At 66.6% G+C, this 16,160-nt stretch carries 23 protein-coding genes; 2 read left to right on the top strand and 21 right to left on the bottom strand.

The genetic code is table 11. From position 1 onward, the window contains the following. Window positions 1-29: 29 nt before the first annotated feature. The 3 genes from ACW18A_RS06015 to serA all read right to left on the bottom strand — a co-directional run bounded on the left by ACW18A_RS06015 (window position 30) and on the right by serA (window position 4,710). Window positions 30-638 (bottom strand): M23 family metallopeptidase, encoded by a 609-nt coding sequence (locus ACW18A_RS06015; RefSeq protein WP_492023891.1) that lies wholly within the window; start codon window positions 636-638, stop codon window positions 30-32. A gap of 218 nt (window positions 639-856) precedes the next feature. Then, window positions 857-2,677: an autotransporter domain-containing protein gene (locus tag ACW18A_RS06010; RefSeq protein ID WP_492023890.1), complete on the bottom strand. Its 1,821-nt coding sequence runs from the start codon at window positions 2,675-2,677 to the stop codon at window positions 857-859. A gap of 143 nt (window positions 2,678-2,820) precedes the next feature. After that, complete coding sequence (serA, locus tag ACW18A_RS06005) at window positions 2,821-4,710, bottom strand: phosphoglycerate dehydrogenase (protein ID WP_492023889.1); 1,890 nt, start codon at window positions 4,708-4,710, stop codon at window positions 2,821-2,823. Window positions 4,711-4,889: 179 nt separating this feature from the next. Between serA and ACW18A_RS06000 the strand changes: the two genes are divergently transcribed. After that, window positions 4,890-6,104, top strand: a complete 1,215-nt coding sequence (locus ACW18A_RS06000) for a tyrosine-type recombinase/integrase (protein WP_492023888.1) — start codon at window positions 4,890-4,892, stop codon at window positions 6,102-6,104. Here ACW18A_RS06000 and ACW18A_RS05995 read toward each other — a convergent pair. From ACW18A_RS05995 to ACW18A_RS05910, 18 genes are all read right to left on the bottom strand, one after another. After that, on the bottom strand, window positions 6,034-6,240 hold the full coding sequence (locus ACW18A_RS05995; protein WP_492023887.1) for a helix-turn-helix domain-containing protein: 207 nt from the start codon (window positions 6,238-6,240) through the stop codon (window positions 6,034-6,036). The two genes, ACW18A_RS06000 and ACW18A_RS05995, sit on opposite strands and share 71 nt — an antisense overlap. Then, window positions 6,237-6,521 carry a hypothetical protein gene (locus tag ACW18A_RS05990; RefSeq protein WP_492023886.1) on the bottom strand — a complete coding sequence of 95 codons (285 nt, stop codon included), beginning with the start codon at window positions 6,519-6,521 and terminating at the stop codon, window positions 6,237-6,239. The genes ACW18A_RS05995 and ACW18A_RS05990 overlap by 4 nt, the downstream gene beginning before the upstream one ends. Then, on the bottom strand, window positions 6,508-7,362 hold the full coding sequence (locus ACW18A_RS05985; protein ID WP_492023885.1) for a hypothetical protein: 855 nt from the start codon (window positions 7,360-7,362) through the stop codon (window positions 6,508-6,510). Before ACW18A_RS05985 ends, ACW18A_RS05990 begins: the two co-directional genes overlap by 14 nt. 59 nt (window positions 7,363-7,421) lie before the next feature. Continuing rightward, on the bottom strand, window positions 7,422-7,685 hold the full coding sequence (locus tag ACW18A_RS05980) for a DUF4326 domain-containing protein (protein WP_492023884.1): 264 nt from the start codon (window positions 7,683-7,685) through the stop codon (window positions 7,422-7,424). Then, window positions 7,682-8,392, bottom strand: a complete 711-nt coding sequence (locus ACW18A_RS05975) for a hypothetical protein (RefSeq protein ID WP_492023883.1) — start codon at window positions 8,390-8,392, stop codon at window positions 7,682-7,684. The genes ACW18A_RS05980 and ACW18A_RS05975 overlap by 4 nt, the downstream gene beginning before the upstream one ends. A 20-nt stretch (window positions 8,393-8,412) precedes the next feature. Next, window positions 8,413-8,691, bottom strand: coding sequence for a hypothetical protein (locus ACW18A_RS05970; protein ID WP_492024344.1), 279 nt, complete (start codon window positions 8,689-8,691; stop codon window positions 8,413-8,415). A gap of 425 nt (window positions 8,692-9,116) precedes the next feature. Next, window positions 9,117-9,833, bottom strand: coding sequence for a hypothetical protein (locus tag ACW18A_RS05965; protein WP_492023882.1), 717 nt, complete (start codon window positions 9,831-9,833; stop codon window positions 9,117-9,119). Next, a complete protein-coding gene (locus ACW18A_RS05960; RefSeq protein ID WP_492023881.1) occupies window positions 9,833-10,498 on the bottom strand; it encodes a hypothetical protein in 666 nt (221 codons plus the stop codon). Before ACW18A_RS05960 ends, ACW18A_RS05965 begins: the two co-directional genes overlap by 1 nt. After that, window positions 10,495-10,965 (bottom strand): hypothetical protein, encoded by a 471-nt coding sequence (locus ACW18A_RS05955; RefSeq protein WP_492023880.1) that lies wholly within the window; start codon window positions 10,963-10,965, stop codon window positions 10,495-10,497. The genes ACW18A_RS05960 and ACW18A_RS05955 overlap by 4 nt, the downstream gene beginning before the upstream one ends. Then, a complete protein-coding gene (locus ACW18A_RS05950; RefSeq protein ID WP_492023879.1) occupies window positions 10,962-11,582 on the bottom strand; it encodes a J domain-containing protein in 621 nt (206 codons plus the stop codon). The genes ACW18A_RS05955 and ACW18A_RS05950 overlap by 4 nt, the downstream gene beginning before the upstream one ends. Beyond that, the gene (locus tag ACW18A_RS05945; protein WP_492023878.1) at window positions 11,579-12,562 is read right to left on the bottom strand and encodes a RecT family recombinase; all 984 of its coding nucleotides are present in this window, start codon (window positions 12,560-12,562) and stop codon (window positions 11,579-11,581) included. Before ACW18A_RS05945 ends, ACW18A_RS05950 begins: the two co-directional genes overlap by 4 nt. After that, a complete protein-coding gene (locus tag ACW18A_RS05940) occupies window positions 12,559-13,551 on the bottom strand; it encodes a PD-(D/E)XK nuclease-like domain-containing protein (RefSeq protein ID WP_492023877.1) in 993 nt (330 codons plus the stop codon). Before ACW18A_RS05940 ends, ACW18A_RS05945 begins: the two co-directional genes overlap by 4 nt. Further along, the gene (locus tag ACW18A_RS05935) at window positions 13,548-13,679 is read right to left on the bottom strand and encodes a hypothetical protein (protein ID WP_492023876.1); all 132 of its coding nucleotides are present in this window, start codon (window positions 13,677-13,679) and stop codon (window positions 13,548-13,550) included. The genes ACW18A_RS05940 and ACW18A_RS05935 overlap by 4 nt, the downstream gene beginning before the upstream one ends. 79 nt (window positions 13,680-13,758) lie before the next feature. Next, the gene (locus tag ACW18A_RS05930) at window positions 13,759-13,938 is read right to left on the bottom strand and encodes a hypothetical protein (RefSeq protein ID WP_492023875.1); all 180 of its coding nucleotides are present in this window, start codon (window positions 13,936-13,938) and stop codon (window positions 13,759-13,761) included. Then, the gene (locus ACW18A_RS05925; RefSeq protein ID WP_492023874.1) at window positions 13,938-14,963 is read right to left on the bottom strand and encodes a DUF7666 domain-containing protein; all 1,026 of its coding nucleotides are present in this window, start codon (window positions 14,961-14,963) and stop codon (window positions 13,938-13,940) included. Before ACW18A_RS05925 ends, ACW18A_RS05930 begins: the two co-directional genes overlap by 1 nt. Further along, entirely contained in the window at window positions 14,960-15,094 is a 135-nt protein-coding gene (locus ACW18A_RS05920) for a hypothetical protein (RefSeq protein WP_492023873.1), read from the bottom strand. The genes ACW18A_RS05925 and ACW18A_RS05920 overlap by 4 nt, the downstream gene beginning before the upstream one ends. Continuing rightward, a complete protein-coding gene (locus tag ACW18A_RS05915) occupies window positions 15,094-15,438 on the bottom strand; it encodes a hypothetical protein (protein ID WP_492023872.1) in 345 nt (114 codons plus the stop codon). Before ACW18A_RS05915 ends, ACW18A_RS05920 begins: the two co-directional genes overlap by 1 nt. Beyond that, window positions 15,435-15,713, bottom strand: coding sequence for a hypothetical protein (locus ACW18A_RS05910; protein ID WP_492023871.1), 279 nt, complete (start codon window positions 15,711-15,713; stop codon window positions 15,435-15,437). Before ACW18A_RS05910 ends, ACW18A_RS05915 begins: the two co-directional genes overlap by 4 nt. Before the next feature lie 171 nt (window positions 15,714-15,884). Here ACW18A_RS05910 and ACW18A_RS05905 point away from each other — a divergent pair, with 171 nt between their 5' ends. Continuing rightward, window positions 15,885-16,157: a hypothetical protein gene (locus ACW18A_RS05905; protein ID WP_492023870.1), complete on the top strand. Its 273-nt coding sequence runs from the start codon at window positions 15,885-15,887 to the stop codon at window positions 16,155-16,157. Window positions 16,158-16,160: the final 3 nt, after the last annotated feature.

Below are 16,160 nucleotides of genomic sequence, written 5' to 3'. Positions count from 1 at the left end.
GACGCTTTACATGGAAACCGGATTCGACGTCAGTCGGCGACGACGACCTGGAAGGTCTGGCCCACGACACGGGACGGGTTCACCTGGGCTCCACCGCGACGGACTTCGAAATGCAGGTGGGGACCGGTGGAATAGCCGGTTGAGCCGACCAGGCCGATCCGCTCGCCCGTCAGCACGCGGTCGCCGGACGCCACGTCGATGCGGCTCAGATGGGCGTACATCGTCGTCATGCCGTTCGGGTGGCGCATCTCGATGAAGTTGCCATAGCCCGCAGGCTGATGACCGATACGGACGATCTCGCCCTCGGCCGCTGAATAGACCGCAGTGCCCCGCGGCGCAGCGATATCGACGCCCTTGTGCATCCGGGCCCCTGGCTCGCCCCCCAGGCGGCGCATGCCAAAGCTGGAATTGATGGCGAAACCACGCACCGGCTCCTCAAAGGTCATGGGACGGGTCAGAGGTCCCGCCGGCTCGGCTACAGCCGTCACGGGCGGCAGCTCCGGCAGGACCAGGGTCTCGGTCCGGGGTTCCCGGTCCGCAGGCGCCATGGCCATGGCCAGGACGGCGACGCCGATGAGGGCGGCTGTCTGTCCGGAGTGGGTCAGGAAGGCACGGGCGGTCGGAAACAGTCGGCGCATGAAGTCGTCGGCTCGGTGGCGCTTTTGAAAAGCAATGGACGCCAGTGGGCACAGATCGAGGACCGGCGCGCGCTTCGGCGAACGCCCGTATTAACGATCCCTGGGGCGACTTTGGGGCAGGCATGGTGCCAAGGAGTCGCACCCTCGGAACCGGGCAAGCGAAAAGCGCGCCGACCGCTGGGGCCGACGCGCTTTCCAATGACTTCGAAGGCTTGGCCTTACAGCGGCAGAGTGAGGGTGATCGCGCCGGTGTGGCTGTCGGCGCTGTCGCCGAAGCGGCCGCGATAGCCGATCTCGACGTTGATCGGACCCATCTGGCCGGAGACCCCCACGGCAGCCAGCATCGAGCCGCCAAACGGCTCCTCGTAGCTGCGCGCCAGAACCTGGGCCGAGTTGCCGGCGATGCCGACACGGACAGCGTCGGAGCTGTCGTCCAGGCTGTCGCGATAGCCGCCCTCGACGAAGACGCCAAAGCCGCCCATGTCGCCCTCGGCCCGCACGGACACCTCGGCGGTCGTGCCCTTCACCGAGCGGTCGCGGTATTCGTACGACGCGGCCAGGCCCTGTTCGGTGTAGCCGTCGATGTCGGCGTTGGCATAGGTGACCGCTACGCGCGGCGAGATCGCGATGCCGCCGGCGTCGAACCACAGGCCGCCTTGCAGACGCGCGCCGGTGCTGAAGCCCCGCGTGGATCCCTTCATCACCAATGCCGCCAGCGAGCTGACGCGCGTAATGTCGTTGAAGTCCTCGCTGGCCACGCCAGCGGCCGCGTTCACGAACAGATTGCCGGACCGCAGGCCGCCGTAGGCGTCGAACGCCAGCGTGTTCAGGTCGAAGCTCGCGGGGCCGGCCGCGACTTCGGCATTGCGATAGCTGCCGGCAATGCCGACGCGCATCGTCTCGGTGCCGGATTCCAGCATCATGCGCACGCCACGGCTCTCGGTCTTGCCCTGCGAGACGAAGCCCCGCTGGTCGAAGCCGCCGGCATCATAAGTCGCACCGACCGAGACCGACGTCCCGGCTTCCCAGGGACCCTGGCCTGCCAGGCGATCGGTCGCGGCCTCAAGCGCATCCTCGCGGTGGCGATAGGCGGTCTCGCCCTGGATCGTCGATTCCGCAGCCCTGTTGGCATAGTAGAGGTAGTCGGCCGAAAGGCTGGCGAGCAGCGCGTGCCCGGCCGAGGTCGGGTGAACGCCGTCGAAGAACAGGAAGCTGTTCGGATTGGCACACACCGTGGCTCCGACGAGGCAGGAATCGGTCGTGTTGGCCAGTCCGAACCGGGCAGGGTCGGCGGTCAGAATGTCGGATATCTTGGCCAGATCGAAGAGGATGATGTTGGTGCCCGGCCGGGTCGGGGCCAGCGCGATCAGCGCCGTCTGCAGGCTGCTGTTGAAGGTAGAACCGGAGTAATCGGCCAGGCCCGCCAGAGGCGTCGGCCGGAACTGGGGCGTGGTGCCCAGGCGCGGCAGGTTGGTCACCAGGATGGTCCCGGCACCACGCGAGGCGATGTCGTTGACGATGAAGCTCATGTCGGCGACGGCAGCGTTCAGAACCGGGTTCATGAAGCCCGTGGGATTGCCCTGCGACGCCGGCGGCAGAACCGCGAACGCGCCCAGCGCCTGGAAGATGTTGTTGGCGCCGCCCAGGACACTGACCAGGTCGCGGCTGCCGAACGTCCCGCCCGCAGCCGTATAGGTCGTCAGCTGCTGGCGCATGCCGGGCGGGAAGGCGACGTTGTTGTCTGTCCGCGACCCGCCGTAGGCGTAGTTGATGTTGCCCGTGACCGGGCCATTGAAGTTTGAGGTGTTGAAGCCCAGCCGTTCGGTAAAGACGGGACCGTTGGAGAATCGGCCCTGGAAATAGGGGGGCGATGTGGGTTGGGTCCGGCCGCTCGCCAGAAACAGGTTGCCGTTGTCGCTCAGGCTGTCACCAAAAACGACCAGGCGACCATAGGATTGGGCCGAGGCAGTGGTGGCGAGCGCGGCGGATGCAGCGAGCGTCAACGCAGCCAGGGCTGCGCCGCGAAGATAGCGTGACATGGTCTTCCTCCCGTCGGTCGATTGAGCACGACCGTTCCACCACAGTCTGCGCCCGTTTTGCGGGAGTGCAAGATGCCGCCGGGGAAGCTTCGCGCCTGATCCGGAACAGTGTGAGCGGTTTTCCGGCCAGATCAGGCGAAAAATCAGTGCAGAAGCCGGAAGCGCAGCGTTCCTGCCACACCCTTCAGGACACGGAGCGCCTGCGGGTCATAGTCGCGGTCCACGTCGGTGATGACGTAGCCAGTGCGTTCGTCGGTCTTCAGGTGCTGGCCGAGAATGTTCAGCCCGGCCGCCGACAGCTCACGGTTCAACTCGGCCATGACGCCTGGCTGGTTCCTGTGGATGTGCAGAATGCGATGGCCGCCCGAAACCTCGGCCAGCTGCACGTTAGGCAGGTTGACGCAGAAGGTGGTGTCGCCCCGGTTCAGATAGCCCAGCAGCCGTTCGGCCGCGAACTCGGCAATGGCTTCCTGGGCCTCCTCGGTCGAACCGCCGATGTGGGGGGTCAGGATGACGTTTTTCAGCCCCATCAGCGGGCTGTCGAAGGGGTCGGCGTTGGTACGTGGCTCCTCGGGGAAGACGTCGAGCGCAGCGCCGCCGATCCGGCCTCCCTGGATCGCCTGGGCCAGGGCCCCGACGTTGACGACATGGCCGCGGGACAGGTTCAGGAACAGGGTCCCCTCCCGCATCATCTGGAACTGGGCCGGGCCGATCAGATTGGTATTCTCCTGCCGCCCGTCGACGTGAAGGGTGACCACGTCGGCCTCGGCCAGAAGGGCGTCCAGCGACCGCATTCGCTTGGCATTGCCCAGCGCCAGCCGTTCTGACAGGTCGTGGAAGATGACGCGCATCCCAAGGGCCTCGGCCAGGACCGACAGCTGGGATCCGATGGCACCGTAGCCAACGATGCCCAGGGTCTTGCCCCGGAGCTCGCGCGAGCCGTCGGCCGACTTGTTCCACTTGCCGGTGTGCATGGCCGCCGACTTGTCGACCACGTCGCGCATCAAGGTGATGGTCAGACCGATGGCCAGTTCGACAACGCTGCGGGTGTTGGAGTAGGGCGCGTTGAAGACGGCCACGCCCCTGGCGGCAGCGGCGTCGAGGTCGATCTGGTTCGTGCCGATGCAGAAGGCGGCAATGGCCAGCAGCCGGTCCGCCGCCTCCAGCACAGCCTCAGTGACATTGGTCTTGGAGCGGATGCCCAGGACATGGACGCCCTTGATCTTCTCGATCAGGTCTGCCTCGTCGAGCGCCCCCTTTATCGTCTCGACGGAATAGCCCGCCTCCTCCAGCCGCTCGACGGCGGCGGGGTGAATGTTTTCCAGCAACAGCATGCGGATGCGGCTGCGCGGATAGGACCAGCGCCCGGCCAGGCCCTCGGCGTGCAGCAGTTCGTCGATGGATTTCGCCTCACCGTCGGCCACGGCCACGACCTTGTCGCGGCGCGCGATCTCGGTGAAGGCGTAGAACCGGTCAGCGGCCCCGCCCAGCCTGACCTCGGCGTCGTTCCAGCCGTCGCCGACCATGACCACCGGGCCCTTGAGGCCCAAGGCCTTGATCACGGTCGGCTTGCCGTTCTCGTGCGACAGCGGGTTGGCGTCGTCCACGCCGGTCACCACGCCGTCGGCGTCGTAGATCAGGTCGTTGCAGATCACGCGGTCCGGCGACACACCCAGGCGCTCGGCCACGGGCGCGATCACCTCGCGGAAGCCGCCCGACAGGATGATGATGTTCGCCGCGTTCTCGTTGAAGAAGCGCAGGTTCCGCCGTACCGACGGGGTGCCCTCGTCGAGGATGCGGTCCGCCAGAGCCAGAACATGCGCCCGGGTCAGGGGCAGCATGGCCAGGCGGGCCCGCAACGCCTCGCCGAAATCGATCTCGCCGGCCATGGCGCGATCGGTCAGGGAGGCAATCTGCGCCCGGATCGATGCAGCATCGACATGCCCCTCAAGGGCGATATCTGCGAGGGCTTCGAGGGTTTCGATGCGCACAAGCGTCGAATCGAAGTCGAAAATCAGCGTCAGGGCAGTCATGCCCCTCTTTCGCCGACCTTCGCAGTGTTGTAAACACCCTGTGAACCACTCCAGTCCGGTGCGGACAACTGGCCTGAAACCCTTGCGCGGCGGGCCTGTCCGGCTCTAGGCGTATCGGCCCGGTTCAATGTCCTGCAATCCAATGGGGCGTCACCGGGTGGGGTTCAAAGTGGGGCGGAATGGCGAGGGCGGTTAACAGGCTGACGGCGCGGTCGGTGCAGACGATCGCCCGCCCCGGTCGCCACGCTGACGGCGACGGCCTCTATCTAGTCGTTGACGACGGCGGGGCCAAGCGATGGTCGCTGCTGATCGCGGTTCACGGCAGGCGGCGGGAGTTCGGCCTGGGGAACGTGCGGGACGTTTCCCTCGCGGATGCCCGCCAGAAGGCGCAGGACGCCCGGCAAGCCATCCGACGCGGCGACGACCCCAAAGCCCCGCGCGGCCCGTCTCCGACGTTCTCTGACGCCGCCACGGTCATGATAGCCGAGATGGCGTCCGGCTGGAGCGGAAACACGGAAAGCCTCTGGACCCGGTCGCTTCTTGTCCATGCCGGATCGCTGGAGAAAAAGCCGGTTGACGTGATCGACACCGACGACGTGGTGAAGGCGGTTCGCCCCTATTGGAAAAGCGGGGAGACCGGCCGCAAGCTGCGCCAGCGGATCGAAAGCCTGCTGGACTTCGCGGCGGTGAAGGGTTGGCGCGACGGCGAGATCAGGAACCCGGCGAGGCTCAAGGGCCATCTTGACCGGCTGCTGCCGAAGCAGACCCGCAAGGTCAAACACCATCCCGCCCTCCCCTATCAGGAGATGCCCGCGTTCATGCTCGAATTGCAGGCGAAGACGGAATCATCCGCCCGCGCGCTCGAATGGACGATCTACACCGTCGCGCGAGAGGGGATGACCTTGCTGGCCCGTCATGCCGAAGTCGCGGACGGCGTCTGGACGGTTCCGGCCGATCATATGAAGGGACAGAACCCGCGCGAGTTCCGCATCCCGTTGACGCCCCAGGCTCTCGCCTCGCGTGAGGCGGTCATCATAATGGAAGCCGACCCGGCCGCGCTGATCTTTCCGGGGCAGGCGCGGGGCCGGTCGATGTCGGCGCGGACGATGGATGCGCTGGTCGCCCGCATCGTCGGGGGCCGGGCCGTTCCGCACGGCTTCCGGTCCACGTTCAGGGATTGGGCCTACGAGGAGACGGATCACCCGCGCGAGATTGTGGAGGCCGCGCTGGCGCACCTGTTCGGCGACGCGACCGAGCGGGCCTATCGCCGGGGCGAGGCCTTGCGGAAGCGCCGCCTGCTGCTGACGGATTGGGCGGATTTCATCAGGCCGCCTCTTGCCCCAGCAGGCGAAGCAGCTCCGTCCGCGCAATCACCGTCCGCCCCGCCAGCTTGACGGCGACGATCCGCCCCTCCCTGATCCAGGTCCAGACGGTGGACTCGCTGACGGACATGGCGGCGGCTGCATCCTTCACCCCATAGGCCAGCGGATCGGGGGCAGGCGCACGGACCTTGTTATCGTTCGCGGTCATGTCCCGCTCTCCCCGGAGGTAGGGGGTTCAAATCCCAGCCCGTCGAAAGCGTTCAGCAGTCGGGCGTTCTCGGCTTCCTGAGAGGCTAGGCGGGAGAGGATGAGACGGATGGCTTTGTGGATTCGCCACGCAGCGACGTGTCCTCGGGTCGAAAGCGAGACGAACTTGCCCGCAGCGGTCGTCACGCCGTTCAATAGCTCTACGGCCATCGCCAGTTCATCGGGGGAGTCAGTGGAGACTACGGCTGCGCCTTCGTGCCCGTCACGGCTATTGTCGGTCATCGGGGCTCGGTCCTTTCAGGGGGTGGTCGCGGAGGGGAAGATCCAGGGTCTCACCATCCAGCGCCGCCAACTCGGACAGCGCGGCGGCTCTTTTGCCCCCCTCTCCATCGGTAAGGGGAGTCTGTCGTGCTGAGAGACGGGCGCGGGCTTCGTCAACGGCAGCGTCAGCGTCTTCCTCGGTCAGGATCATGTTCTCGGGAACCAGCCCGATGAATGGACCGGCGTCGGGCAGTTCGTTCTCAGGGCCAGGATCACGCCCGCGCAAATAGCGATACCGTGCAGCGGCCTCCCCGTCCGCCCTGATCGTCTCTTCCTGAGCCCTGATCCGCCGGGCCGCTTCGTCTGCGATACTCTCCGCAACATGGTCCCCGACGCAGACGCCATCCGCCTCGGTCGAGCCGGGGAAGTTGACCGCATCGTCCGCGAACCAAGGATAGCCAAGCGCCTTTCCGAGCGTCTGGCTGATGTCCTCGTTCTGGCGCGAGAGGGCCGTGCGGAGGCGAGCGTTTTCGACTTCCTGAGAGGCTAGGCGGGAGAGGATGGCGTCGGCCCTGGCGTATGCGAGGACGGCCTTGCGGTCATGGTGCTCGGTCGCGTCTCGACGCAGTTGTTCCGGCTCGCCCTCGGCATTGTCCAGGGCGTCCTTAAGCTCGAACAGCAGCGGATCGATCACCCGCGCGATCTGTTCCCTATCCGGCCATCCATGAACTACAGGGGGGCGGCGGTTCCAGGCCGCGACGTTCGACGGAATCTCGGGTGAGATCGCAATGCGGCGCTCGCACATCCAGCAGCCTTCCGTTTCACATTGCGCGTTAGGGTTAAGGCCTTTCGAGATTTTCAAGGCCTCTCCACAGAACGGGCAGGGCTTCAGCCCCTCCCCGCCCCTCGGTTCTGTCGGGGTCATCGGGAGGCCTCGATTTGGCTAGAAAGTTTCACCAGCACGTCACCGTGGCAGGCACGCGGGGCGCACCAGCAACCGAGCGTCTTGCCCGCCAGCTCAGGCAGAGCGGCCATAAGCAGCGGCCTTTCGGTGAGGTGTTGATGATATTTTTCGATCACCTCATCGCGCGTTCCGTCTCGACCGATCTCGAACGGGTTGCCCCATTTCGACGGGCGGCCGATGTAAACGTCATAGGGCGCGACCTTGCAATGAACGACGCTCATCCCCTCGCCTCCGACGCGAGGGAGGCGAGGATGGCGGCGAGAGGTGTCTCTTCCGACGACAGCAGGGTCCACTCAGCTTCGGTTACGATGCCGCGCCTGCGATGGACCATCCACAATCCTTCGGAGCCCGCGCCATCGTAACCGAAGCTGAGTTCCAGGGTCGTGTCTTTGCCGAACCGCTCCAGCGCCTCCGCCCCGGCCTGCTGGCTGGGCTTTTCGGACGTGAGGGAGGAGAGGAACGGCATCAGGGCCTCGGCAAGCGCACCCGCTCCGAGAGTATTGGAGCCATCGACGCGGCGGATTTCCTGCGCCAAGGCGTCCACCCCCTCCGTCCCGGCCTGCTGGCTGGGTTGGGGTTGGACCTGCGACTGATAGAAGTCGTGAGCGCGATCAAGTTCGGCGCGGATATAGTCCTGCCACCAGCCGACATCGCCGCCGCCGTAGTCGCTCATCAGCCCAGCGTCATACGCTTCAAGTTCTCCCTCCCCCTTCACGGCGGACGCAGGGGTGTCAGAGGGGGAGGCAGCTTGATCTCCGAGAACGTGGCGGATCATCGCCTCTGCTTGGGTCGCGTCGAGAAGGTTTGTCCCGCGCGGCTCGTGGTTCATCTGGTGCGCGGTGCCTTCGTTGAACTCACGCTTGAAGCTGATACCCGCATCCGGGCTGAAGTTCTCGGGTAGCTTCCACGTCAGGAAGCGGGCGACCATGTCGTTGATTTTAGCTTCGCTCACGCTGGTTGCTCCTGGTTGAGGGTTTGGCGGGCTTGCTCTAGCCCGCAGGTGCAGCGTCGCGGCGGGATCGGCCCCGCTTGCAGCACTAGTTGGCAGTCGTCGTCGTGGCATACGAACCTCGAAAGCCGTGCCAGCCGCTCCCTCATCTCATCACGCTCACGGGCTGCTGGGGAAGGAGCGCGGGTGTTCCATGCTGCGAAGGCTGCGGCGTGGGTTTTGCCTGTTGGCCCCTCAGTGCCGCAGCCTTCGCATAGGAGCCAGTTATGACCACTCATGCCCTCTGGGTGGTTCGAGATTTCGCGCGACCCACAGAACGGGCATGGCTCCAGATCAGTCATCACAGGTCTCCTTGGCGGTATTGGGTGAGGATTTGGCGGGTCAGGGACATGATTTCCTTGCCCTCGCCGTAGCGGTCGTCGGCCCATGCTTTGTGTGCTTTGTGGTCACGCTCGAACGCCTCACCCTCTCAGTCTGTGCCCCGCTCATTGGGCACCCGTGGCGCGAAGGATGGCGGCGAGCATCGACGGCCGCGCTGGACGCCTTTCGACAGCCATGCGGCTACCTAATCCGCGCCCACATACAGGGCAGGCCATGTCTCCCGCCGCGAAATCAAAGCACGCATAGCAAGCTGCTCGGGTCCGCTCAGTCGGGAACGCCACAAGCAGCCCCGTCCCTACCGTCTGTTCAGGGGTGTCGGTCATCACGCTTCATCCTTCATCGCGCACATGCGAATGACGAGATCGGCGGCAGCGGCTTGTAAGGCGGCCGTGGTTTCGGCGAGGACGTCCCGTGCGGCGGCCCCTGCGGCGGCCCATGCGGCGGCCCATGCGGCGTCCCCTGCGGCGGCCCATGCGGCGTCCCATGCGGCGGCCCATGCGGCGTCCCCTGCGGCGGCCCCTGCGGCGGCCCCTGCGGCGACCCCTGCGGCGGCCCCTGCGGCGGCCCCTGCGGCGGCCCCTGCGGCGACCGCGTCTTTTCTGACGCCTTCTAGAACCGGCATCAGCGTGGGCGTTTTGGCGAAGTCGGTGATTTCAGGGAAGTTCGCCAGCGCGTCCGCCTGGTCGTTCAGCCCGGCGAGGCGCAGCCATGCGGGGGTCTGGACGCGGATATACCAGTCGGCGGCCATCGTTGCCCGGCGAGCCTGCAGGGCTTTCGACCCCCTCGTCCCGATCAAGTGAGGGATCAGCGGCATCAGGAGCCGGGCGCGGTCCTCGTCATTCGGAAGCCCGTCGTTCCACGAGACCATGAAGGCCGTGATGACAGGACAGGTGCAGGCCGGATGATCGGACCACGGCTCGCCCGCCACATATGCGACGGCCTCCATAACGCACATAGCCTTTTCGTTCTCGGCACTGCTGCCGCGCTTGAGGGTGATTTCCGGCAGGCGCTCAAGGCGCTCGGGGATGGTGTCTGTCATCACGCGGTCTTTCGTTGGGGGTGGGAGAAAAGGTCCTCGCCGGGCCACTGATCGGCCATCGCGTTCGCAAGTCCCTGGAAGGTTCGGGACCGGATGGCCCAGCGGTTCGGGCCCGGCGGTGCGCGGTGGATCGCCGACCACGCCTTGTGCTCGGGCGTCCCGGCTTTTGGCGGGGTCAGGCGGTTCGTGGCGGTGAGCGCCGGCAGGCCGCGCAGATAGAGCCCCGTCGCCTTGAACGCCGGCTCGCCGAACCACCATGGCTGCACCGTCTGGGCCGCGGGCTGGAAGTTCTCGATCAGCGCCTTGGCGTGCCGGTGCATCACCGGGTTCTCGACGGCCACGCGCGGGATCGGAGCGTTCCAGCAGTCGGAGAAGAGCGCGGCACCCTCCTCAAGCTCGCGCTGCATCTGATCGGCCGTCTTCCCCGGCGGCGGGGTGTGGAGCCACCGGACGCCTGAGTTGCAGAGCCGGGTGCAAGGCGGGTGCATCACCGCCAGCATATCCCAGCCGTCATGCAGGACGTCGCGGATGTCCCCCGTAATGTGGCGGTTCGACCGGTCCTCGGCAGGAAGGATGTCGCAGGACCACACGTCATGACCACGCGCGGCGAAGGCCCGGCGGACGACTCCAGAGGTCTCGCAGCCGATCAGGATGCGCGCGGTCATGCGGACTTCTCCCGGGCGTCCGGGTTGTCGTTGGCCGACTGATAGGCAGCGAAATGAGCCGCGGCGGTCGCGTATGCGTCCCGACCGATCGACTGCCAGAACCGGGCCTCGTCGCCGACGTGGTGCTGCAGGGCATGGTGACCGGCACACAGGGGGTTTGCGTGCCGGTCGTGGTTCTTGACGCCCATGCCGGCGCTGTTCTGGATCCCGGCGACCCGGAACCGGATGTGCGCAGCCTGGATGGGGCCCGAGCATCCGCCGACGTGGCGAGCCGCGCATGGCTGGCGCCGGAGGAACGCCAGATAGCCGGGGTCACGCTCGCGCGGCTGGCGTTGCCCGTCCCCTTCCGGCTTGAACGACCGGGACCGTTGGAAGCCCGGCTTGAACGTCTGCGAACCCCGTGCGGCCTTCTTCTCCGCCCTCAGCCGGGTCAGGTCGTTGGCGATCTCCCAGAGGGGGCGGGTCATGCGCCGATGTCCTTCAGCGCTGCGTCACGGGCGGCGTTAAGCTCGGCCATGGCATCGGCGGACCCGCCGTCGCGATCAGGGTGGCGATCGGAGGCAAGGCGTCGATAGCTGGCCTGCACTTCGCCCGTAGTCACAGGGCCGGGGGGAATGGCCAGCACCTCGCGCCACGTCCGATCCTGGGCCTGCGCACCGGGTGCCGGAAGGGCCTGGAACGCCATCAACGTCTCGGCAGCGGTGGCCACGCCGTGCCGTTCCTGCGTCCGCGTCGCATCCAGATGGGCAGCGATGGCGGCGACGTTGTCGGCGACCGTCAGATAGCGGTCGCAGGCCATGGCGAAGGGCTTGTCGCCGAGCTGGAAATAGACGCACACGCCCCGGTCCGCCGGCTCACTCTGGCCCGACCGGGGACGGCCCGAGAGAGTCAGTTCGACGTTGCTCGAGATCAGGGGCCAGCGGGCGTTCAGCTTCTGCAGTTCGTCCTCAACCCGGCCGGCCGCGACGGCGACGGTCAGGTCAGAACCGCGATGGCTAAACTTCCCGGCCTTGCGGGCAGCGGCGGGCGTCCGGGGCTTCCCGGCTGGCCATGAGAGGGGATAGGCGGATGGGGCGTCACTCATTCCGCCAGCGCCTTCTTCCGGGCCTTCATCGCGGATTCGATCTTCTCAGCCAGGGGGAGGTTCACGACCTTGAGCTGGGCGAACCGCGCCAGATCGATGCGGCTACCCTCCAGCGCCTCGAAAGCGGCCATGTCGTAGCCTTCGACCGCCGTCAGCAGATCGTTGGCCCATATGGTCAGGTCGTCAGCCGATCCCGGGTCATCGCCTTCTGGCTCTGCGGGACCGGCTGCGCTCCCCTCACCGGCGGGTCGGTCGCCGGGGAAGCTGTCGTCGGATGGAGAGGTATCGGCCTCCGCCTCGAAGTCAGGAATGTCGTCGTCGGTGAGGGGCGCCATGTCGCTGACCACGCGCGCCGGGTCGAAGCCCTCGGACGCATCGGTGCGGGCTTCCAGACGCGCCCGCATGCCGGTCGTGCGGGGCGTGACGTCGCGCACGCCTTCCATCCGCTCGTATTCGTCGGGATCGACGATGCCTGAGAAGCCGAAGGCGTAGCGGGCGCACTGGATCATTGCCTTGTGGCGGAGCATGCGGCGGGGCCAGGTCTTCCAGACGTCGGTGCTCCGGCGGCACTCGCCCATGTATTCGGTCGCCTCGATGGACCGGCTACGATCCTTCCGGTGCATGCGGCAGGTGATCGCGATGATGTCGTCACCCTCGCGGACGTCCTCGAAGTCCATGCCGTCGAACATTGGGTGGTCGTTGATGATCCTTGCCCAGCCGTCGATCGACACGATGGGCTGGATGCCCCCGCCCTTGGCCAGGAAGGCGTAGAGCTCCTTCGTCATCGGATTCAGGCCGTATTCCTTTGCGACCAGCAGGAAGGCGGCGAACTCCTCGCGGCTTACGTTGCCCTTGCAGACGGTGGCGCGAAGGGTCGCCTCGAAGGCGGCCGGTTCCATGCCGTAGCGGCTGGACATATCGACCAGAACCGAGCGCGGCTGGCGCTCGACGACGGTCAGTTGGGTGGCGGCTTCGGTCATGCGGCAAGCTCTCGTTCAAGGTGAGCGCGGCGATCTGCGGCGCGGGTGCGGTTGAAGCCGGAGCGGCCGATCACGGCAGCGTCGCCGCGCGTTCCGGCCGGGCCGGGCCAACGACCGGAGTCGATGCAGCGGGCGAATGTGCGGAGCGCGACACGGTTGTCCTTGGCGGCCTCGCCCAAGTCTTCGTCGTCGAGTTCGGCGACGTTGGTCGCGTGCGGGACACCCTTCGCTGCGAAGATGAAGGCGTGGCTTTCGAACCGTTGGCCCGCCGCCTGTTCCAAGCACTCCGACGCGAGATCGGCCTGCATGTCGTAGCGAAAGCTGTCGAGCGTCCGGCGGATCGCATCGTCCGACACGTCGGCGGAGGTCTTGAAGTCGTTGAACTCCCAAGAGGCGGTCGGAATGACGTCAGGCCGCGACTTCAGCCAGACGCCGGTCTCGCGATCCTGGGCGATGATGGAGTGCTCGATCAGGCCCTTAAGCGCGCCGGCCGCCACGACGGCGTTGTTGGCGAGACCGCTATCCTCCAGCCCCTTCTGCCAAGGCAGGACGCCGGCCATCCCCTTGATCTGCTCCATCTGCTTCCGCGTCAGGACCGTCAGGCCTTCGGAGGCGACGTGCTCGTGCCACTCCTTCGCGAAGGTGGAGTTATTGCTCCACGGCTTCATCTGGCCCGTCTTGCTGTCCGGGTAGGTCTCGGGCTCGACGGTGAAGTGTTTTGCGAAGTCCGCTTCACCCAGGAACAGGTGGTGCGCGGCTCGACCGAGGATGAAGGCGTCGCTGTCGGGACGCTCCTGACGAAGCGGGTTCATCGGGCTGTAGACCCAATAGGCCATCGGACCTTGTGACGGGTCGAAGATGGTCCGCAGGCCGGACGAAGAGATCGACGGCCCGACACACAGGTCAGCCGAATGATAGATTTCCATCGGAACGCCCGAATAGATGCCGGGCGCGCTGATGGGCTCGCCGTTCCATTGGATGACGTTCATAGGTCGTATGGGCTTTCAGGGTTCTCGGGACGGGCCAGGCGGCACACAATCTTGGCGACGACCACGGCGACGAAGGCCCCGGCGGCGACCCACAGAGGGATCGCGATGATGGCTTCGGCGACGGTCACGTCAGCACCTCCGGCTCAACGGGGAAGCCGTCGCCGGGGTCGAACATGGCAGCGGCGTTGATCGGTTGATCGGTCATAGTCAGGCTCCTACGGATGCAATGAGGGAAAGGCCGATCAGCAGGACGGCCACGACGGCAATCCACATGGTGAACCGGGCGGGTTCCTCGCGGGCGTCGAACTCGTTGGGATCGGGCTCAAAGGCCCAGCCCCGGTCGCCGGATTGATTGGTCTTCGTTGCGGCGTCGAAACGGGGGTCCATCACTTCGCCTCCACCAGCTTGCCGCCCTCGGCGCGATACCAAACCCTGGCCTTGATGCCGCCCTGCCCGACGATGCCTGTAGCGAACCCCACAGGCTTGCCGCTGACCCATTCACAGATAGCGATGGGCGTTCCTTCGATGGCCTTGACCAGCGAGCCGGGGCCGACAGCGGCGGCGGCGCTCGACGCGCCAGTGATTTCAAGCTGGGAGGAGTCCCCCGACGCGGCGAGCTGGGAGGAGTGCCCCGACGCGGCGAGCTGGGAGTAGTGCCCCGACGCGGCGAGCTGGGAGTAGTGCCCGGACGCGGCGAGCTGGGAGTGGCGCCCCGACGCGGCGAGCTGGGAGCAGTGCCCCGACGCGGCGAGCTGGGAGGAGTGCCCCGACGCGGCGAGCTGGGAGTAGTGCCCCGACGCGGCGAGCTGGGAGTGGCGCCCCGACGCGGCGAGCTGGGAGGAGTGCCCCGACGCGGCGAGCTGGGAGTAGTGCCCCGACGCGGCGAGCTGGGAGGAGTCCCCCGACGCGGCGAGCTGGGAGTGGCGCCCCGACGCGGCGAGCTGGGAGGAGTGCCCCGACGCGGCGAGCTGGGAGGAGTGCCCCGACGCGGCGAGCTGGGAGGAGTGCCCCGACGCGGCTTGAACCTTCTCGCCCCCGGCTCCCTTCGCGGTGTTTGCGATCATCCACTTGACGGCGGCGCTGATGAAATCGGGCAGGCGCAGTTCGGCGTCCAGCGTGATGCGGCCCGCCGCAATCTTGCTGTCCTCACCGTGGCGCGACAGTTCGCCAGCCAGGGTCACGCGGGCGAAGCGATTGCCGTCGCCGATCCCGTAATAGCCGAGGACGCCCATCGGGTTTTCGCAGGCGTGGAAGCCTTGGGCGCAGGCCTCCACCTTGCCGGCGTGGTCGTAAGTCTTGCCGACCTCGAACTGATAACCCCGGCACTGGAGGTTCTTGTCGAAGCCCTTATAGGCGACGACGGTGACGGGGACCGGTTCAGCGGCGGGCGTCTTCTTTGCGCGGGTCATCATGCGGCTTCCTTCTGGGTTTCGGCGTCTTCCCGTTCTTCACGGTTGAGACGGGTGGACATTCGGGAGGCGGCCTGCCGGATGACGACGTGGGCGCCCGACCGCTCGGAGCCGATGATGTTGTGGAGGCTCATCAAGCCGCCCTCGCCATCGAAGCGGGCTCGGTCGGATCGGTGCCCTCGGCGGCCCGGATCGCCCGGACCAGATGCACGACATGGATCAGGTCGATGTCGACCAAGTCCGACTGCGGAACGGTCAAGGCGTCCTCGAGGTAGTGGCCCAGCGCGCGGCGGGCCTGCTCCGTGGTCTGGCGGCGGCCGGTGGACAGGGTGACGATCATCCCGTCCTGCACGCCGTAGCGCGGCTCGAAGCTGGTCAGCTTGGCGAAGACATCGCCGACGACGCTGGGGAGGATGGACGCCAGCGGACGGAAGCCGCCGACGCCGATGTCCGAGCGGATGGTGGTGATCGCGTTCATGCCGCCACCGCCAGTTCTTGGCCGTACAGTTCGGCAGTCAGGGCCGCCGTCAGGACGCCTCTGGCATCCGCAGTGCGAGCCGCCCGGTTGGCCGCGATGAACGAAGCCGCGTCCATCTCGATGAACGGCGCATCGAAGGGGTGCGTCGAGTAGTTCTGGCCCCAAGCCATGCGGAACAGCTCGGGCGTGTTCGGGACGCAGACCTGAACCGCGCGGTCATAAGACAGCAGATACCGGACGTCGGCGGCGGGGGTCTGGAGGTGGTGAAGCGACATGCGGGTTCTCCTCGGGGTGTGAGGAGATTAAATACGATCTTTCGTATCATCGCAAGCGGTAAATACGATTGTCCGTATTGCCGGAATGCGTCAGTTTCGGTCGCGGGCTCTCCCTCTGGGACTCGACATGGGGTTCGATCTGGCGATTCGTTAACAGGAGAGGAGACCAGGATGCCCAGAAAGACGATCTACTGCGCCCAGCCTTTCTGGCGCCGACAGGGGCGACTGGAGGCCGGGACGGTGCATGAATTCCACACCGAGGGCCGGGCGATGGCGGGGGGCGAAATCCTTGCCGGCGCGGCAGATGGCGCGGCCGTGTTCAGCCTGACAGGCGAGCCTGACGTCGATTTCTGGGATGAGCCGGTCCTGATCGCGACATTCGGCGAAGCGCCCGGATCACCGGGGCAGCCGGCCCCCGACCCTTGGGAGGCGGACGCGGCTTAGATG

The sequence above is a fragment of the Brevundimonas sp. AVps5 genome, assembly GCF_058681515.1.
This window is presented reverse-complemented; position numbering and strand designations above follow the sequence as displayed.